The organism is Helicobacter apodemus (genome assembly GCF_000765745.2).
Classification (GTDB): Bacteria; Campylobacterota; Campylobacteria; order Campylobacterales; family Helicobacteraceae; genus Helicobacter_D; species Helicobacter_D apodemus.
This window is the reverse complement of the sequence record NZ_JRPC02000001.1, coordinates 67,713-87,994: the sequence shown is the minus strand read 5'-3', so window position 1 is coordinate 87,994 and position 20,282 is coordinate 67,713. Positions and strand designations below refer to the sequence as shown.

General features: G+C 34.3%; 15 protein-coding genes. 4 read left to right on the top strand and 11 right to left on the bottom strand.

From position 1 onward, the window contains the following. Positions 1-220: 220 nt before the first annotated feature. The 9 genes from polA to LS72_RS00355 form a co-directional block, all read right to left on the bottom strand. On the bottom strand, positions 221-2,905 hold the full coding sequence (gene polA / locus LS72_RS00395; protein ID WP_034553035.1) for a DNA polymerase I: 2,685 nt from the start codon (positions 2,903-2,905) through the stop codon (positions 221-223). Between the two features lie 4 nt (positions 2,906-2,909). Beyond that, positions 2,910-3,644, bottom strand: coding sequence for a TerC family protein (locus LS72_RS00390; RefSeq protein WP_034553033.1), 735 nt, complete (start codon positions 3,642-3,644; stop codon positions 2,910-2,912). A 93-nt stretch (positions 3,645-3,737) separates the two neighbouring features. Beyond that, a complete protein-coding gene (locus tag LS72_RS00385) occupies positions 3,738-4,802 on the bottom strand; it encodes an acyl-CoA dehydrogenase family protein (protein ID WP_052087237.1) in 1,065 nt (354 codons plus the stop codon). After that, entirely contained in the window at positions 4,803-5,333 is a 531-nt protein-coding gene (locus LS72_RS00380; RefSeq protein ID WP_034553030.1) for an OsmC family protein, read from the bottom strand. A gap of 80 nt (positions 5,334-5,413) precedes the next feature. Then, entirely contained in the window at positions 5,414-6,169 is a 756-nt protein-coding gene (locus LS72_RS00375) for an ABC transporter ATP-binding protein (protein WP_034553028.1), read from the bottom strand. A 10-nt stretch (positions 6,170-6,179) separates the two neighbouring features. Beyond that, a complete protein-coding gene (locus LS72_RS00370; RefSeq protein WP_034553026.1) occupies positions 6,180-6,944 on the bottom strand; it encodes an ABC transporter permease in 765 nt (254 codons plus the stop codon). Further along, complete coding sequence (locus tag LS72_RS00365; RefSeq protein WP_052087236.1) at positions 6,937-7,923, bottom strand: ABC transporter substrate-binding protein; 987 nt, start codon at positions 7,921-7,923, stop codon at positions 6,937-6,939. Before LS72_RS00365 ends, LS72_RS00370 begins: the two co-directional genes overlap by 8 nt. Before the next feature lie 226 nt (positions 7,924-8,149). Beyond that, entirely contained in the window at positions 8,150-9,241 is a 1,092-nt protein-coding gene (locus LS72_RS00360) for an NAD(P)-dependent alcohol dehydrogenase (protein WP_034553021.1), read from the bottom strand. Between the two features lie 46 nt (positions 9,242-9,287). Beyond that, positions 9,288-10,238, bottom strand: a complete 951-nt coding sequence (locus LS72_RS00355) for a radical SAM protein (RefSeq protein ID WP_034553019.1) — start codon at positions 10,236-10,238, stop codon at positions 9,288-9,290. Between the two features lie 91 nt (positions 10,239-10,329). On the opposite strand from LS72_RS00355, the gene LS72_RS00350 reads away from it, so the two are divergent. Both LS72_RS00350 and truA read left to right on the top strand, forming a co-directional pair. Then, positions 10,330-11,364, top strand: a complete 1,035-nt coding sequence (locus tag LS72_RS00350) for an LptF/LptG family permease (protein ID WP_034553017.1) — start codon at positions 10,330-10,332, stop codon at positions 11,362-11,364. Beyond that, the gene (gene truA, locus LS72_RS00345; RefSeq protein WP_034553014.1) at positions 11,364-12,083 is read left to right on the top strand and encodes a tRNA pseudouridine(38-40) synthase TruA; all 720 of its coding nucleotides are present in this window, start codon (positions 11,364-11,366) and stop codon (positions 12,081-12,083) included. Before LS72_RS00350 ends, truA begins: the two co-directional genes overlap by 1 nt. On the opposite strand, the gene cysK is transcribed toward truA, so the two are convergent. Next, the gene (gene cysK / locus LS72_RS00340) at positions 12,080-13,000 is read right to left on the bottom strand and encodes a cysteine synthase A (protein WP_034553009.1); all 921 of its coding nucleotides are present in this window, start codon (positions 12,998-13,000) and stop codon (positions 12,080-12,082) included. The genes truA and cysK overlap by 4 nt on opposite strands. Positions 13,001-13,240: 240 nt before the next feature. Between cysK and acnB the strand changes: the two genes are divergently transcribed. Together acnB and LS72_RS00330 are read left to right on the top strand one after the other, a co-directional pair. Continuing rightward, positions 13,241-15,790 (top strand): bifunctional aconitate hydratase 2/2-methylisocitrate dehydratase, encoded by a 2,550-nt coding sequence (gene acnB / locus LS72_RS00335; RefSeq protein WP_034553004.1) that lies wholly within the window; start codon positions 13,241-13,243, stop codon positions 15,788-15,790. Positions 15,791-16,188: 398 nt separating this feature from the next. After that, a complete protein-coding gene (locus tag LS72_RS00330; protein ID WP_052087235.1) occupies positions 16,189-17,202 on the top strand; it encodes a cytochrome-c peroxidase in 1,014 nt (337 codons plus the stop codon). 457 nt (positions 17,203-17,659) lie between these two features. On the opposite strand, the gene flgL is transcribed toward LS72_RS00330, so the two are convergent. Further along, the gene (gene flgL / locus LS72_RS00325) at positions 17,660-20,272 is read right to left on the bottom strand and encodes a flagellar hook-associated protein FlgL (RefSeq protein ID WP_138154863.1); all 2,613 of its coding nucleotides are present in this window, start codon (positions 20,270-20,272) and stop codon (positions 17,660-17,662) included. Positions 20,273-20,282 lie beyond the last annotated feature (10 nt).

Genomic DNA, 20,282 nt, shown 5'->3' with positions numbered 1-20,282 from the left:
TGGATTTTTTGTGTTTTAAGTAAATAGTATTTTGGGGCGTTGCTCTTAATCTCTCTGTGGTAATCTTAAGCCTCTTTTGAAGCTTTAAGATGGAAAACCATAAAATAGTTTTCATTGAACTTCACTTGATTGGGATTTAAGATAAATTTAACCTGTGTTTTATCTTAGGTTTAAATGAGTCTTAGGATTCAATGTTTTAAATATCCCTACTTTATTGTAGCTATTTTAACTCTCCCCAATTTTTACCGCTATTGACACTACATTTTAGCGGGACTTTTAAGGTTGTTATGTTTTCCATAATTTCTTTAATCATAGCTCCTTGAGAATCCACTAAATTTTCTGGGCATTCAAAGATTAATTCATCATGCACTTGCAAAAGCAGTTTTGCTTCAAGTTTTGCTTGGGTTAGGGCATTCATAGACATTTTGATAATATCTGCAGCACTTCCTTGAAAAATAGCATTAATTCCCTCGCGTAAAAAGGCAGCTTTTTGGTATTCTTGTGCGTCTTTAAAATCAAATTTTCTTACTCTTCCTAATAAGGTTTTGGAATAACCCTTTTCTAAAATAAAATTTTCTTGGTTTTTGAGGAAGTCCTTAACGGTTGGAAAGGATTCAAAATAATTTTGTATATAAGTTTTGGCATCGGAGAAGCTAATGTTAAGGGTTTCAGAAAGTTTTTTAGGACCCATTCCATAAATAAGACCAAAATTGATACTTTTAGCAATTGATCGTTTATGGTAGGCTTGTTCTTCACCAAAGATTTTTTTAGCGGTTTCTAAATGAATATCTGCATCTTTTAAAAACGCTTCTAGCATTGCCTTATCTTCAGAAAAATGCGCTAAAAGTCGTAATTCAATTTGTGAATAATCTAAACTCAATAAAAGATGATGTTCTTTAGCGATAAAGCCCTGTCTTATGCGTCTGCCTTGAGCAGTTTTTACAGGGATATTTTGTAAATTGGGATTTTTTGAGCTTAATCTGCCTGTGCTAGTGCCTGTTTGCATAAAAGAAGTATAGATTCTATGTTCTTTATCAAGTTTTGCGTGTTGTATGAGGGGTTCTATATAAGTGCTGTAAAGCTTGAAAAGTTCGCGGTATTCTAAGATTTTTGGGATAATTGGGTGGGCATTATAAAGAGAGTTTAGGACGACTTCAGAGGTGCTATATCCAGACTTTGTCTTTTTACCTGCTTGTAAGTTTAAATCTTCAAAGAGGATAATAGCGAGTTGTTGAGGGGAATTTAAATTGAAACGTTTATTAGTGATTTTGAAAATTTCTTCAGAGATTTGGTAAAGCCTCTCTTTAGATTCGTTTTTGAGGGTTTGAAAAAAGTCTAAATCAAGCTTAATCCCGCTAGTCTCCATACTAATGAGGCATTGTATAAAGGGAAATTCAATATTGTTTGCCACTTCTAAAATGGTTTCTTCTAAGCAATGGTAAATTTTAAAATAGAGCTGATAACAAGCTGCTGCATCCTCACTTGCGTATTGCACCGCATTTTGGATAAGGATTTGGGAGAAATTTTCATTTTTATGCACGATGTCTTTATAATGAATCATTTCGTGATTGAAATATTTTTTCATTAAAAAGTCTAAATTACAAAGTGAATCGCTATGTAAAAGCCACGCAAGAAGCATACTGTCTTTAATGTTTGAAAAGCCTTTAGGGGTAAAATCAAAATTTGTTTGTAATATTTCTAAGTCGTATTTTAAGTTATGCCCGATAACATAGCGGCATTCAAAAACCTTATGGACAAAAGCTTTAGCACACTGCAAACTTACTTGGTCGCCAACGCCTAAGTAATTATGCCCTATAGGGACATAATAGGCATTTATACCATCAATGCTAAAGGAAAAACCGACAATTTTAGATTCTTTAATATCTAAGGAAGTGGTTTCTGTATCAAAGGCGATAATGGTTTGCTCTGTGAGGTTTTGCATTATCTTTTGTAATTTTTCATCGGTATCGATTAAATGGGATTGGTAATTAAAATGTTTTGGAATATCCCCTTGATTCTTTTGCCTTTGTATGATTTTTTTCTTATTAATGGGATTTTTATTGAGTTTTTTTAAAATACTATTTAAATCATATTGTTTAAGAGAATCAACAATATTTAATAAAGGGGATTCTTCGGGCATTTCACATTCGCTTAAATCAAAGCTTTCTAATAAATCATCCCTTAAGGTTACGAGTTTTTTGCTGCGGTATGCGTCTTCTTTGCTTTGTGATAAAAGCTCTCTTGTGCGTTTAGATTCTATGCTTTCAAGATTATTATAAATAGAATCTAAATCTTGGAATTGGTTAAGCAAGGCAGCAGCACCTTTGGTGCCAATTCCCTTAACTCCAGGAACATTATCAGAACTATCCCCTACAATACTTTGATAATCAATGAATTGCTTAGGGGAGATTCCATATTTAGCGATACATTCTTCTTCTCTAATTTCTTCTTTTTTGCTGGGATTAAAAAGAAAGGTATCCCCATCGATGAGCTGGTATAAATCCTTATCGTGGCTAATAATACGCACTTGGATATTGAGTTTATTAGCTTGTTTATTAATAGAAGCGATTATATCATCGGCTTCATAGCCTTCAATGCTAATGTTTTTAAAACCCATATCTTCTACCCATTTAATAGCTACTTCAAGTTGAAGTTTTAAATCATTAGGAATTTCTGGACGATTAGCTTTGTAATTTGGGTCTATGCTTTTACGGAAATTTTCGCCACCGCTATCAAGGGCAAAAACTAAATAATCCTTAGGATAATCCCTATGAAGTTGCATAATGAGTTTTGCAAAACCTGTTAGAAGCCCTGTTGGGAATCCTTCGTGGTTTTTAAGTGGAGGTAGTGCGAAATAGCTTCTAAAAAAAAATCCAAAAGTATCAATGATAGTTAAAGTTTTCATAAAGTTACCCTTCTAGGCTAGAATGTTTTTTTCGGATATAAATATTAATGGATTCAACACCAAGAGAAAATGCCATCGCAAAGTAAATATAGCCTTTGGAGATATGGAACTCTAAACCCTCTGCAACAAGCGTAACACCTACTAAGATTAAAAAGGCTAATGCTAAGATTTTAATCGTGGGATTATTTTCTACAAATTCTGAAATGCTCTTACTTGCAAGCATCATAATAATCACAGCAATAATAACAGCAAGCATCATAATTTCAATATTATTCACCATCCCAATAGCGGTAATAACAGAATCTAAAGAAAAAACAATATCTAAAATTACAATTTGGATTAAAACACTAAAAAACCCTACTTTAGCTATTTCTTTAAGGGATTGTTGGTTTTTGTCCTCTTTGTTTTCCATATCACTATGAATTTCTAATGTGGATTTAGCGATTAGGAATAATCCTCCTACAATTAAGATAATATCTCTCCCAGAAATTTCTTGTGAAAAGAGGGTAAAAAGTGGCGTGGTGAGCTTCATAATCCAAAAAAGTGAAAGCAGTAATAAAAGTCTAGTTATCATCGCTAGGCTTAAGCCGAGGATTCTAGCTTTTTGTCGGCTTTTGGATGGGAGCTTGTTAGCTAAAATGGCAATAACAATAATATTATCAATTCCTAAGACAATCTCTAATGCACTCAAAGTTCCTAAGGCTAACCACATCTCTAGGCTAAATATCCATTCAAACATTCTATTCCTTATTTGAAAAATGGTAGGATTATACATTATTCCTTTATAGATTTTTCTTAGGAATTTTGCATTTATAAGAATTGCTAAATTATTTTAATAAAGCGTATGGAGTAATTTAGCAATGTGTTTTGTAGAGGGAGTTACCATTGCGATAAAATAAGATTCTAAAAGTAGTTTATGAGCTTTTGAACCCTCTAAGTAACCTTTGGTTCCATAGGTAAGCATACAAGTTTTAGCACTCTCTAGGCAAAGATTTGCAATATCAGTTTTAAGGTTTAAGACACAAGCAAAGAAATTTTTATCAAGTTGTGTTATGTTTGCGGGTATTTTATGGCTTCCATAGGGGGTGTGGCTTAAAAATTCACAAAGATTAAGGAGTTTTTTATACTCTTTTTGGAGATTATCAAAGGGGAGATAAGTATTGATATTACCTTTAGCTTGTTGTTGGGATTGTATCATCTCTAAGGCAGCATTAATCAAACCTAATCCTATTCCTGCTTGTAAAAGCACAAATCCCGGTAATATTTTAGGCAATAATGCAGAGGCTGGATTGCTAAGAATCATAAGCTCTTCTAAAAAATAATCTTTTAAAACGACACTTTTTGTTGAAGAACCCTCTAAGGCACAAAAATTAAGCTTTTCTTTAAGTTTTATGCCCCGATTTTTATCACAAACTATAAGCCCCATTATAAAATCTTGCGAATTAGTAGAATCCATAGCGGCGATAATTCCAAAATAATGCCCCCAATCAACATTTGAAACATAGGGTAATACACCATTTAGGATAAATCCACCTTCTACTTTTTGAGCTTTAAGCTTAATAGATTCTATTTTAGCAAAAGATTTAATAGGGTTAGAAAGTCCAGTGCCACCTAAAATTTCTCCTTTGATAGCTTTATAATAAAGGGAGCGGTCAATATGGCTAGAGTGCTTTAAATACCAAATAAATATTTTATGGCACCATAAACAAAAGCCTGTATTTCCGCATATTTTAGAAATTTCCATTATGGTTTGTATGGAGGTATGGAGGCTATAATGATTCTCCATATGGGTATAAAATCCATTTTCTCCGAGTTTTTGGAGTGTTTCTTTGGGGTAGAATCCTTTATGGATTTCTAAAGTTTGCCCCTTTAAATCTTTGAGTATAGATTCTAACATTTAAGAAACCTCAAGATTAACAACGCGTAAAATGGTATTAGCTACAGGAGAGTATTTCGTAGCGTGTGCGATAAGTTTCTTTTGTGTAGCTTCATCGGCATTAGATTCTAAAATCACCTTAACGCGAATATCTGTAAAGCCTAAGGGTTTATCTTCTGATAGGTCTCCTGTCCCCCATACTGCGGTAATATTTAAATCCCCTTCTAATTCTAATTCTAGTTTGGTAATAACGATATTTTGTGCAATGGCATTTGCGTGAATCCCTACTGCTAAACAACTTCCAAGAGCTGCTAAAACCGCTTCACTAGGATTTGGTGCGGTATCATCACCTAAAAGTGTGGGTGGCTCATCGACAATATAAGCAGGAAGATTACGAATATAGTTTGCGTGTCTAAATCTCCCCTCCGCTACGGTTTTACATTTAAGTGTTTTAATAACATTAGGATTTGCTTTTCCAGACTTGATTAATTCTTCTAATCCAGCTCTATCAATAGGGTCTAATCTTGTGCAACTTGTTTCAACAGGTTTCATAATATATCCTTTAATAAAATAAATTTGGGTTACACCCAAAAAGATTAGAATCATTGCTAACTTTTTTGGGTGTAACAGTATTATATTTCATAATTGTTCTCAAAGCAATAAGTTTTTAAATACACACCAATCTCTCTCTTTAGCTCTAAAAAGTCAAATCCATACCTATCTTTTTTATCAATGGATATAGGAATATCAGCGACTATTTTACCCGGATTTGGGGACATAATAATAACTCTATCTCCTAAAAATATAGCTTCTTCTATATCGTGGGTTACAAAAATCATTGTGGTTTTAAGTGTCTTAGCAATATTTAAAAGCTCATTTTGTAGGGTATTTCTTGTGAAATTATCTAATGCACTAAAGGGTTCATCAAGGAGTAAGATATTAGGATTAACACTTAAGGCTCTTGCTAAGGCTATTCTTTGCTTTTGTCCTCCACTAAGGGTGTTTATAAATCTATCTTGAAACTGCCCTAAATGGACGAGCTTTAAGTAACGCAAAGCTCTTTGTTTTGCTTCCTTTTTGGGTATGTTTTTAGCTTGTAGAGCAAAGAGGATATTATCAAGGGCGCTCTTCCAAGGAAGCAAAGCATAATCTTGAAAAATCTTAATGCAATCTTTGCGCTTTGTTTTGTGGGTGTAGGCAATGCCATCAATGATAATCTCTCCTTTATCAAAACTTTCAAAACCTCCAATGATGTTTAATAAAGTCGTTTTTCCACAACCGCTTGCACCAAGAAATACTATAAATTCTCCTTTCTTGATCTCTAAATGGATATTTTCTAAGGCTTGGTAGCTACCAAAGGTTTTATAGCAGTCTTTAATTTGTATCATTGTGTATCCTTTAGAGATTACCTAGTTTTGAGCGGATATATCGCTCTAAAATAGAAAATAAATAATGCAGTCCAAAACCTAAAAATCCTATTAATAGCATCGCAACAAGGACTATATCTATACGCAATAAATTCCTACCGTCAATAATAAGATAGCCAAGCCCACTTTGAATCCCTAGCATTTCTGCTGCGACAAGATGTATCCAAGCAATTGAGGCGGCAAGTTTTAATCCGCTTGCGATATATACAAAGGTTCCAGGTAAAATAATGTGTTTAAAGATTATCCATTCACTAGCTCCAAAATTATTAGCCATCATTAAAAGCGTAGGCTGTATTTGTCTAACTCCACTAATGCTTAGTAATAATATTGGGAAAAATACTGCATAGGCGATGATAAAGATAGCACCTATTTCTCCAATGCCAAACCATAATACAATAATGGGTAGCCAAGCAATAGGGGAGATAGGGCGAAAGAATTGTATAAAAGGCTCTAAAGTAATTTCTAAAGGGATAAATCTACCAAGCAACAATCCTAAAATAATCCCTAAAGTTGAACCTATGGTTAATCCTAAGATAAAGCGGATTAAAGAGGCAAGAATAGATTCTTGAATAACTCCATTATAGAGTAATTCTATAAAAGTTTGAAAAACAATGCTAAAAGGTGGGAGTTCTCCTCCTTCTAAATAGCTTTCATGAGTGCTAAATTCCCAAAATAGCAAAAAACCTAGAATTAGCATTAAAGATATAATTCTAAAAGTAATATTCTTTCTATTCATTTTCTAAGCTCTCATAAAAAGCATTTTGAATAAAGTTAGAATCTACAAATTCTTCAAAATTTTGGTGAAGATTTTCTATTTTGTATTTTTGCATATCTAAAAGTGTCCTTGTAATATCCTCCTCTTTAATAGCGAGATTATTGTATATAACTCTATCATTTTGGAGTAATAAATTTTGTATTAAAGCGGGTCTTTGTCCTAAAAATTTCGTGGAAAGATCTGCTGCTTTTTGGGGTTGTTTTTGTATAAACAAAGCAGTTTCTAGGAAATCCTTAGTGATTGCCATAATGGCTTGTTTTTGATTTTGTAAAACTTCTGTATGAAAGGTTAGTAAGCAGCAAATATGATTAGGAATAATATCTTTAGAGAGGATAAAAAGATCCCCAATATTATTGGTTTGTGCTGCAATGCCAAAGGGTTCTGCCACGATAAAACCATCAATGCTTTTGTTCTTTAGGGCAGAAACCATTTCTGGTGGGGACATATCAATAAGTTTTATATCATTTGGGGTAAGGTTGCTTTGAGATAAAAGGTCTGCTAGGAGTAAATAATGTGTAGAAAACCTGCTAGGAATAGCAATTTTTAACCCCTTTAATGAGCGAATATGGGGTTGATTGTTTTCTTGTATTAATCCTTTTTTAACAATGAGGGCAGAACCATTTCTATGGGCTGCTAAAATAGCTTTAATCTTGACTTTTTGTGAAGCAAGTTTAAGTGCTAAGGGTGTTAGAATAAAAGCTCCATCAATACTTTTAGTGCGCAGGGCTTCACTTAAATCACTCCAAGATGCAAATTTAATAGGTATAAAGTTAGCATTTCTAAAAGTTTTAGCAATAATCAATAAATGGTCAGTTATAGGTAAATAACCAATTTTAATGCCCTTAAAGTCTATTGTTATATCTTTAGCATTGAGCGCATTTAGCCCACTAAGGCTTAAGAAGAATGTGTTGGCAAGATGTAAAAATTTTCTTCTGTGCATAAAAAATCCTTTATAATTTATTTAGAATGATTGTATTATACAATATAAGTATAAATACATATCGTATTTATAAAAAATTTAAAATTTTTAATAAGATAAAGTTACTTTTTTACCCAAAAGTCATCAAATATTTTGGTGTTTTAGTAAAAAATGTAAGCTTTATTTATGAAATAAGGGATTTTTATGGTATTAAAGAGATTTTTATTTCTTTAAATCCCAAATAACCTTAAGATTCTAGGGTATTCATATCAATAACATAACGAAATTTTGCCTTGCCATTGGTGAGGTTTGTATAGGCTTTATCAATTTCATTAGCCCTAATAATTTCTATTTCTGGATAAATTTGGTGTTGTAGTGAAAAATCAAGCATTTCTTGCGTTTCTTTAATCCCTCCTATCATAGAGCCATAAACCTTTTTTCCTGCATTAAAGATTAGCCTTGTCATATCTGTTTTGACGCTTTCATTAGTAGGGGGAAGCCCTACAATAGCCAACTCTCCACCATATTTGAGTAAATTTACATATTCCATTGGATTATAGGCAGTAGGAATAGTGGAGATGATGAGGTTAAATCGTTCTTGTATGTCGGAAGTAGAATCATAAAGAGCTTTTGCCCCCATAGCTAATGCTTCCTTTTCTTTCTTTTTGTTTCTAGCAAAAATAGAAACTTCTGCTCCCATTTTTATCGCATATTTAACCGCCATCATCCCAAGCCCACCAAATCCTGCTACACCAACTTTATCACCTTTCTTCACTTGGCTAAATTTTAAGGGGGAATAGGTTGTAATTCCTGCACAAAGTAGGGGTGCTACCTTTTCTAATGGGGCATTTTGTGGGACTTTGATAGCAAATTTTTCACTTACTACAATGTTGTTAGAATATCCCCCATAAGTAGGTTCATTATTATGAAAACAATCTTTGCAATCATAAGTTAGCACCATTTTGCCATTTTCACAAAATTGTTCTTGGGATTTTTTGCAAGATTCACATTCTCCACAGCTATTTACCATACAGCCAACCCCTGCATTATCCCCAATTTGAAATTTGCTAACCTTTTTGCCTATGGCTACAACTTTTCCCGCTATTTCGTGTCCTGGAACCATCGGATAAATCCCTTTATGCCATTCGCTCCTTGCAGAATGAATATCACTATGGCAAATTCCTGCATAATAAATTTCAATTAAAACATCATAATCCCCTAATGCGTGTCGGGTGAAGCTAAAACTTTCAAAGTTTGAATCTTTAGTTTGGATAGCATAACCTTTAGCAGAGATTCTTTGACCTTCTTTGGCTTGTGTTAAATTTTCACTTAAGAGCATAAAAATTCCTTTATAAAATTAAGTGCGTATTATACTAAAATTAAGTTTATTTTGGGTGCAGGTTTTTTGGTAAATCATAAAACTCTACTCCATTAAGAGAGATTGTTATAACTTCTTTAGCCTTGATGAGGTTTTGTAATAAATCTTGCGTGGAATTATTCCATAGCCCCTTTACATCCTCTTTACTCATTGGACGCAAGGCAAGGGTTTTTAGGATTTGCTCTCGGCTTAAATCTATACTTTTAGTAGCGGTGGGATTTGCTTTTGTAGGATTTATTCTTGTGGGTAGAGAAACAGGCAGGTTATAGGCATAAAAGACTTGGGCTAGTTTTTGTAATTCTTCTAAGCTAAGGGGTTTAACCGCATAGGCAGGTGGTCTATCAATGGTGCTTATATCAAGCCTTTTAAGCCGCATCGGGGCAAGGAATCTCGCCATTTTTTGTGCTTCTAAAATGGTATCATTAATGCCTTTTACAAATAAAATCTCCGCATAAAGCTCCCCGCTAAAATCGGCACTAAATTGGTAGATTCCTTGTAAGATTTTTTCTAAATCTATGTTTTTAATGGGTCTATCGATTTTTTTAAATGTTGCTTGTGTGAGTGCATCAAGTGAAAACTTGACTTTATCAAAGAGCAAACAAGCCCTTGAAACATTTATATCCCATAATAAAGAACCATTGGTTAAAAGGAGTGTTTGAGTGTGCCCTTTAATATCCTCTAGCTTTAACATAAGCTCATATAAATAGGGGTAGAGGGTTGGCTCTCCATTGGCTGTAATGGTGAGAGATTGAATCTGTTTATAGGTGTTTAACGCTTCTTTAATAGCCTTTAAAATATCCTCCACCTTTAGCACTTCTTGCATACTCATTTGTGCCTTTTTACCCTCTAATTCGCAATATAAGCAGTCATAATTGCATTGCTTAGTTTGGGGGGATAAATCAACGCCTAAGGATTCCCCAAAGCGTCTGGAATGTATAGGACCAAAAATAATATTCATTCTTTAATACTTTATTGTGTTTTTGGTATTTTATACTCTTATTTTTGAAAATTGTGTAAAATAATGTTTTAAAAAGCCTTTAGGATATTTTTTGAGAGTTAAAAATTTCTTGTTTCAAAGTTTCGCACAATTTTTTTTCCCTATTTTTTTAGTTTTGTTTTTTATCGCTTCTGTGATTGTATTTATTCGTATCGCAGAGGTTACTTTTATCGTTAAAATAGGATTTTTTGAATTATTCTCTCTTTATTTTTATACGCTTCCTATTATGATGTTTTTTGTGATTCCTTTGAGCTTTTTTGTGGCTTGTGTGCTTTGTCTTTCGCGTCTTAGTTTTGATTATGAACTTCCTGTTTTATTTGCTTTAGGGATGAATCCTAAAGAGATTGTGAATATATTTTTACCTATTGCGTTTTTGGCAACTTTTAGTCTCTCTATCCTTTCTTTAGTTTTGATACCTTTAAGTGATTTGTTTTATAAAAGGTTTTTAGAGGAGAGAAAAAATGATATTAATATTAATTTACAAGCTGGAGAGTTTGGGCAAAAACTTGGGAATTGGTTGGTTTATATAGAGAAAAATAGACAAGATGAAAATGTTTATGAAAATATTGTTTTGCTCTCTCTTGAAAAAGAAAGAGGGTTAATCTTTGCTAAGGAAGCAAAAATTATGAATTATCTAGGGGTTATGGAAGCAATATTAAGTAATGGGCAAGTTTATCGCTTAGAAAAAGCTAGTGAGATGATAGAGAGGATTGAATTTCAAAAGCTCATTTTACGCAATAGTGTAGGCTATATTAGTGATTTAAATCTTGGAGTTGTAGAGTATTGGAGGCAGGCTTTTTATCCTAATGATAAACAAAAAAGAGTATTACGCAATCTTGCGATGTATATTTTAATCTCTTTATTTCCTCTAATGAGTCTTTTTTATTTTCCTCTTTTGGGGATTAAAAATCCACGTTACCAAAAAAATTGGACTATCTTACAGATTATGGTAGTAGTGGCGATTTTTTATGGTTTAGTCTATTTGGTGGCAAATACATTCCCTTTGTTGGGTATAGCAGTGATTCCTGTGGCTTGGTTTATTCTGGGGTATTGGGGTTATAGGAAGTGGATAAGTAGATATTATTAATGTTTGTAGCAATGAAAATTTCTTATAATGGTTCTATGTTCTTTGGGTTTCAAAGCCAAAGCCAAAAGCATACTATTAGCAATACACTCAAAAAAGCCTTTGAGAGTGTAGGTATTTTTAGTCCTTTTGTAGGGAGTGGTAGGACAGATAAAGGAGTGCATGCAACTGCTCAAGTGATTTCTTTAGATATACCTGCCTTTCATAGTCACTTAGAGCAGTTAAAAAATCTTTTAAACACTAAACTTTATCCGCATATTAAAATTAAGCAAATTTGGGAGGTAAGTAAAAATTTCAATGCTCGTTTTAGTGCAAAAAGAAGGGGGTATTGCTATGTATTATCTAAGCATTATTCTCCCTTTTATTCTGTTTTTTCGTATCATCATAAGATAAAAAATGAGGCTTTATTGCAAGAGGCTATGGCTTATTTGGTTGGGAGGCATAACTTTCAAGCTTTCAGCAAAAAAGGGGGTGCTGGTAGTAAGTATTGTTGGCGTGAAATTTATCGTGTAAAACTCATTCAAAGCAGGGATTTTTATATTTTATCTTTCTTAGGCAATAGTTTTTTACGCTCACAGATTCGTTTAATGGTAGGGTTTTTGTTAGAAATAGATAAGGGAAAACTTACTTTAGGGGATTTAAAGAGGCAATTAGAAGCGGAGGAGATTTTTAAAATCCCCGCACCTCCTGGGGGTTTGTTTTTAAGTTCTGTTGTGTATTAGAGATTATCAAATAATTCTGTGCTTAAATACCGCTCACCGGTATCACAAAGAATCGTAACAATGTTGGTATTAGGGTATTTTTTCGCCATTTCTCTTGCCGCCCATAGATTAGCCCCTGTGGAGATTCCTACAAAAATACCCTCGCATTTAGCAACTTTTCTTGATTCTTCCATAGCCCATTGTGCATCGACTTTTAAGACTTCATCAATAAGGCTGGTGTCTAAGGTTTCAGGTATAAATCCTGCTCCAATACCTTGTATTTTATGGGGTCCGGGTTGTCCTCCGCTAATAACAGGGGAGTTAATAGGTTCTACGGCTATTACTTTAGCATTAGGGACTTTAGATTTTAAGACTTCGCCCACCCCTGTTAGTGTCCCACCTGTCCCTACAGCACTAATGAAAATATCAATTTTATTATCTAAGGCTTCTAGTATTTCTACCGCAGTGGTTCTTTTGTGAAAAGCAGGGTTAGAGGGGTTTTGGAATTGTTGTAAGATAAGGCTATTAGGGATTGTTTGTTGTAACTCTAGGGCTTTATTTACAGCCCCTTTCATCCCTAATTCTGCGGGAGTAAGCTCTAAAGTAGCCCCTAAAATGCTTAGTAATTTTCTACGCTCAATACTCATTGAGCTTGGCATTGTTAAAATAAGTTTAATCCCTTTTGAAGCACAGATACTAGCAAGGGCGATTCCTGTATTTCCGCTTGTTGGTTCGATGAGTGTTGTATCTTTAGTAATAATTCCTTTTTGGAGTGCATCTTCAATCATTCCTAGCCCAATTCTATCTTTAACAGAGCCACTAGGGTTTAAAAACTCACATTTTCCATAAATATTTGCATTGCATTCTTTGGATAAATGTTGTAATTTTAATAAAGGGGTGTTACCAATTATTTGTGTAATAGATTCTGCAACTTTCATTTATTCTCCTATTTTAGTTAGTGTAAATGTAAATTAGTGTAAAAGCGTAACATACTATCATAATTTATCTTGCTTTGTCAATATTGAAGAAAAAATTCTTTGTAAAAATCTTTTTTAGCTATTTATGTTGTGTTAAGAATGAAACAAATTCAAAAATATCTTAAAGTTTAAAAAATATTTATCCAAAAATTTTGTATGATTTTACTTACAAATAATAATGATTTTAATAAGGAGATGATAATGAGTTTTTTTGAAAAATACCAAGAACAAGTCAAACAAAGAGCTAAACAAAATATCCCACCTCTTCCCCTAACGCAAGAGCAGGTAAGTGAAGTGATTGATTTATTAAAAAAGGGAGAAAGGGTAGAGGAATTAGTAGAATTACTCTCACATCGTGTAGCACCAGGTGTTGATGAAGCTGCAAAGATTAAAGCTGAATTTTTAAATGAGATTGTAGAGGGAAAAATTTCTATTAAAGGGATTTCTAAAATACTTGCCATTGAATTATTAGGGAGTATGCTAGGAGGATATAATATCTATCCTTTGTTTAATGCCCTTAAAAGCGAAGATTCACAAATTGCCAAAGCAGCTGCTAATGCACTAAAGCACACCTTATTAGTTTATGATGCTTTTAATGATATTGTAACATTAAGTAAAAATAATATTTATGCTAAAGAGGTTTTGGAATCTTGGGCAAATGCGGAGTGGTTTTTAAGCAAAGAGCCTTTAGCACAGAAAATTACCGCTGTTGTTTTTAAGATTGATGGAGAAACGAATACGGATGATTTAAGCCCTGCTAGTGATGCATTTACGCGTAGTGATATACCCCTTCACGCACAAGCAATGCTAAAAAATCGCACACAAAATGCGTTTGAAAGGATTGAAGAATTAAAAAAGAAAGGTTATCCTTTAGTTTATGTCGGAGATGTTATAGGGACAGGTAGCTCCAGAAAATCTGCTTGTAATTCCTTAGTATGGCATATGGGTAGGGAGATACCTTATATACCTAATAAAAAAGCGGGTGGTTTAGTGATTGGTAGTGTTGTTGCTCCTATTTTCTTTAATACCTGTGAAGATAGTGGTTGTTTGCCTATTGTAGCCCCAGTGCTAGATTTAAAAGAGGGGGATATTATTGATATTTATCCTTTTAAAGGTGAAATCCATAAAAATAATCAAGTGGTTTCAAAGTTTGATTTAAAGCCTAATACCTTACCCGATGAGATAAGGGCAGGGGGTAGAATTAATCTTATTATTGGTAGAGGTTTAACTACTAAGGCTAGAGAGGCTTTAGGAATGCCAAAAGAGGATATTTTCACTAAACCTTTAGTTTCTAACTCTCAAGCAAAAGGCTATACTTTAGCACAAAAAATGGTAGGTAGAGCTTGTGGAGTAGAGGGTGTGTTGCCTGGAACTTATTGTGAGCCATTAGTTACCACTGTTGGGAGTCAAGATACTACAGGGGCTATGACAAGGGATGAGATTAAAGAGCTTGCATCTTTGGGATTTAGTGCGGATTTTGTTTTACAAAGCTTTTGCCATACCGCAGCCTATCCAAAACCTGCTGATGTGAATCTTCAAGCAACTTTACCACAATTTATGAGTAGTCGCGGTGGGGTGGTTTTAAAGCCCGGTGATGGGGTTATCCATTCTTGGCTTAATCGTATGGTGTTACCTGATACTATCGGGACTGGAGGGGATTCTCATACGCGTTTTCCTATCGGTATTAGCTTTCCTGCTGGTAGTGGTTTAGTAGCCTTTGCCGCTGTTACTGGTTCTATGCCCCTTGATATGCCTGAATCGGTGCTTGTTAGATTTAGTGGAGAATTGCAACCTGGTATTACCTTGAGGGATTTAGTGAATGCTATCCCTTATTATGCCATTAAGCAGGGCTTATTAACCGTTGCTAAACAAGGTAAGAAAAATATCTTTAGTGGAAAAATTTTAGAAATAGAGGGCTTACCTTACCTAAAAGTCGAACAAGCCTTTGAACTTAGCGATGCAAGTGCGGAGAGGAGTGCGGCAGCTTGTAGTATTGCTTTAGATAAAGAACCTATTATTGAATACCTAAAATCTAATATAACACTCATTGAGGCAATGATAAGAGCTGGTTACCAAAATGCGGAGACTTTAAAAAGAAGGGCGGAGAAAATGCAAAAATGGATTGATAATCCCGTGCTTTTAAAAGCAGATTCTAATGCAGAATATGCCGCTGTGATTGAGATTAACTTAAATGAAATTACAGAGCCTATTTTAGCTTGTCCTAATGATCCTGATGATGTCGCAACTCTAAGTGAGATACTTGCTGATTCTAATCGTCCGCATAAAATTGATGAGGTTTTTGTCGGAAGTTGTATGACAAATATCGGGCATTATCGTGCTTTAGGGGAGATTTTAAGGGATGAGGGAATGGTTCCTACCACACTTTGGGTAGCACCACCTACCAAAATGGACGCACAGCGATTAACACAAGAGGGCTATTATTCACTCTTTGGGGCAGCTGGAGCTAGGATTGAGATGCCCGGTTGTAGCTTATGTATGGGGAATCAAGCAAGGGTTAGGGATAATGCGGTAGTGTTTTCAACCTCTACAAGAAACTTTGATAATCGTATGGGGAAAGGTGCTAAGGTGTATTTAGGAAGTGCGGAATTAGCCGCACTTTGTGCGTTAGTTGGCAGAATCCCAACTAAAGAAGAGTATTTAGAGCTAATACCTAATAAAATACAAGGCAAGAGTGATTCTATTTATAGATATTTAAACTTTAATTTAATCACTGATTTTGAATTACAATAAATGATGATATTTGCCTCCCCTTACAAATTATTAATTAATACTATGAAGTTTGGTAGATTTTAAAGGCAATGAAAAGAATAGTCAAAACACGGATATTAAAAACATCACAAAGAATGCCTCCTATTTTGGTGTGATTTAGTCTTTAAATGAAGCTATTAGAGAAATAGGAAGGACATATCTTGGTATCAGTATCCCTAAATAAAGTAGAAACCTAAGATTATTAGTTTTAGAGAAGGTGTATGTTATTTTTAGGTGAGAGTGATTTACAAGTTAGTCTTTATAGAATTATTTCAGAATGAAAAAGATATAATACTAAAGTGCTTTAAATAGAGAATTTAGCTATGTTTGGAGTAAAATTTATTTAGGTTTAAGCCTAATTTAGGAGGTATAATGCGTTTATTTCAAGTATTGTTAAGTGTAAGTTTAGTAAGTGTTTGAATGCAAATTCATTAATAGAGGAGGCTAGGAATCTTGGGCTTATCCCATTGCCAAAAAATCAAAAAGGCATTGAAGAGATATTAATGGATATGAATATTAAATTCAGCCCCTTTACAGAGGAGAAAGCGGAGCTTGGTAAAAAATTATATTTTGAACCTAGACTTTCTAAGAGCGGTATTATTTCTTGTAATACCTGTCATAATTTAGGACTTGGTGGAGCTGATGGTGTATCAGCTGCTATAGGGCATAGATGGACTGTTAATCCTCATTATTTAAATTCACCTACTGTTTATAATTCCATACTTAATGCTAGTCAATTTTGGGATGGGAGAGCTACTACTTTGGTAGAGCAAGCAAAGGGTCCTATTGAAGCAGAACCAGAAATGGCAACTCCAGCAAAATTAGCCGTAGAGAAAATCTCTTCTTTACCAGAATATGTTAATGAATTTAAGAAAATATATGGCAAAAGTGGAGTTACCTTTGATAATATAGCTGATGCTATTGCTAACTTTGAGAGGACGCTTATTACACCTTCAAGATTTGATAAATTCTTAGAAGGAGATGAGAATGCTTTAAGTAAAAAAGAGCAAGAGGGGTTAAAATTGTTTATAGATAAGGGTTGTGTTGCTTGTCATAGCGGAGTTAATCTTGGTGGAAATATGCAACCATTCCAAGTTGCTAATCAATATAAATTTGCAAGTTTAGGCGATTTTAAAGGTGATGAAAATGGTTTGGTGAAAACACCTACATTGAGAAACATTGCAGAGACTGCCCCTTATTTTCATAATGGTGCGATTTGGTCTTTAAATGAAGCTATTAGAGAAATGGGAAGCACACAGCTTGGTATTAGTATCTCTAACAAAGAAGCAGAAACCATTGCGGTATTTTTGAAATCTTTAACTGGTGAGAAACCTAAGGTTATTTATCCACAACTTCCAGCCTCTACAGAGAAAACTCCAAAACCCCAATTATAAAGTTATCCGCATACCCAATATGGGTATGGTTTATGATACATTTGATAATTGGGTAAATTATCCTTTATCTTTTTGATTGCTTGATTAAAAAGCTTTTATTGTTGTCTCAAGTAGATTGTAGAGATTTTATCTATATGCGTAGAATCTTGTTAGTGTATTTGCTGAAATGAGATGAAGTATAATGCTATAGAGTGATTACCACCGCAGGCTCTCTATCTCGTGGTGAAATCTATCCCCAAAAAGAAGCTTGTGTATAATTTCTTCCAACTGCGAATTTAAGTCTAACTTCTTTATAAAGGGGACTAAGATGAATTTATCCTATAGTTTTAAATAATGTTAATTGTTCTTTTATAGAGTTTTTTTCTTTTAATATTCTATATGTTTAATTTTTACAAGGACTTTAGCATTTATTCTTTTGTGTGGGATAAAAGGCTTCTATATTTAAGCCCCTAAGGACTTAAATATAATTTACTAATGAGAGCTGGGAGATTTTTCCTATAGTTGAGAGCATAGCTTGGTAATTAAGGCTTAATTGGGAGAATTGAAGAAGGGCTTCCGCGTGATCTACATTAATAGTTTCTGAACGCACGCTTTTTGCTTGAACGACTAGTGCTTCTGTCCTTTGGATAGAGTATTTAAATGCACTCCCTTGCGAACCATTTTTGGTATGGGCTTTATTGATATGATTAGCTAGATGATCAAAGGTGGTAATTGCATTTTGGATTCCGGGATTTCTCATAGAATCTCCATAGTTTGAATTTCCTCCGGGTCGATAGATTCCCTCTTCTAGAGATTTGATAATCGTATCAATTTGTTCAAAGAAGTTAGTATGCGGATCATCAGCAATAATTGCATTATTGGCTTGAAAAGTTAATGCGGGGCGATTGGTAGTATTTACTCTTCCATTAGCGTCAAGTAGAAAGTTGTTAGCAACACTATCATAAAGCATAAAGTCCATTCTTGTGGCTGAATGATTTAAATCTTTAATCTCTAATTTTCCATTAATATTTAAGCCAATAGAAATAGCATTTTTAGAATCCCCAATAAGCTTTTCATAAGATGCTTTAATGGTTTGGTTTGTATAATCTGCATTAGCATTAAAGACATTTTGTAAATCTGCCTGGTTAGAATTAGAGAGATTCATAACAATGCCTAAAGTGTCCGCTAATTGTTGATAGGTAACTTCATTAGCGGGTGTGATTGTATTATTGACTTGTGGAGGATTTCCATTGGGATTTAAAATGGGAATTTCTATGTTGGCAATATTGTGATTATTCATTTGTGTAGGAGAGGTGATAATCATTACACTACCTGCATCTCTAAACTCTATTCTGCCCTCAATCGCAGTTCCATTGATATCTTTGACTTTGAAGTTATAGTTATGTCCATTTAAACTCCCTCCTGCTACTTCAGAGAGTTTTGTATGCATTGTGGCATGTTTGTTAGAATCTCTTATTATTTGGGAGACATTAGAAGTAAGCTTTGAACCATCTCTGCTAAAATTTACTCTATCGTATTCTGTGGCAGGTTCATATCTAAAGCCATTAATTTCTTGATTTCCATTCATGGTAGTTAAAAATAGTCTAAAAGAGCTATTTCCAGTAAAGGGCAAATTTTTATCATCCCTATCGGGTGGGTTTCTTTTAGAAACATTGTTATCTATTACGATAATTCTGCCATCGGAGAATTGCACATCTACATTTCCATTTTGCCCATAAGTTGTTCTAATGTTATCCATTAAATCTTGTATAGTAGTTGTATTGGTGATGGTTAAAAATACCGCAGGATTGACAGGAGTTCCGGGAGTATCTAAGGCACTATTTCCTCTATTCCCATCTAGTCGGATTCTTGTAGTCTCAGGTGGCACAACATCCCTTAGAAGTGTTCTAGTCGTTGCAAGTTTGTTATCTTCAGTCCTAAAAATTGTTGGAAAAGTATAGATTCTATGATCATTATCATCAGGGTTAGCAATGGTTCTTACATGATTAAAATCATTTAAAAACGGGCTTTGCACATAGGTATTAATCTTCACTCCAGCAACTCCAGCTCGATTAAGATTTGAAAATCCTATGCCATCTCCACCTTGATTTATGCTATTAGCAGGATCTACCCATTTAGAGGAAATCATAGAAAACTCAATATTAGAGCGCCCACTTGTTAAATCTTTAATTTCAATTTGTCCCCATTTATTGAGGGTTACATCCACTACTTTGCTTGATTCTGTGTTTCCAAATTCTCTTCCGATTCTGTCTAAGAGATCTTGCACTTTAGAAGTTGTATCCATAGGAAATTTTGCTTTAAAAGCTGTTCCATCTGCCTTTCTTCCTGTGATATAAAAGACTTCTTGGGGATCATTGTTAGGGTCTGAATCATCATCCCCTACTAAATCCCTAATCGTATCTTCTGCGGTTATATAGACTTCTCTGCCTTGTCCTGTGGTGTGGTTTGGGTCCATAATCTCTGGATGCAATTCTCTTTGGTTGAATTTGGGGATATTGGTTGAAATGATACGATGGATATCATTATCTGCACCAAAGAATAGCTCTTCCCCTGTTATATTATAAGGCAGGGCATTATTAGAGCCTAGTAGAGCATTTAAAGTCGCATTGTTGCCATTATAGGTTCCATTTGGGTTAAAGGGTGGATTAGCGGTCGCACTTCCCCCAAAGATAAATTCCCCCCCAATAGAGGTATTAGCAATAGATAAGAAATGGTCTCTAATGGCTTTTAAGTCTTTAGCGATAGCTAACCTTGAAGTTTCGCTATGGATATCATTACCCCCTTGGATAAGCTTGGTTTTAAAATTTGTCATATTTGCAACAAGGTCTTTTAGGGCGGTATCGGTGTTGTTGGTATAAGTTAGGGCGTTATTAGCGACACTTTTGCTTTGCTCTAGGGTGGTAATATCATAATCAAGAGAGAGGGTTTTATTGAATATGGTAGTATCTTGATAGCCAGATTGGATTTTTAAACCCGATTGTATTTGTCCTAATGCATCATCTAAGCCACTTTTTGAGGTTCTTTGGTGGTATTGATACATTGTATAAGTTGAAGCTAAACCTATTCGCATAGCGTATCCT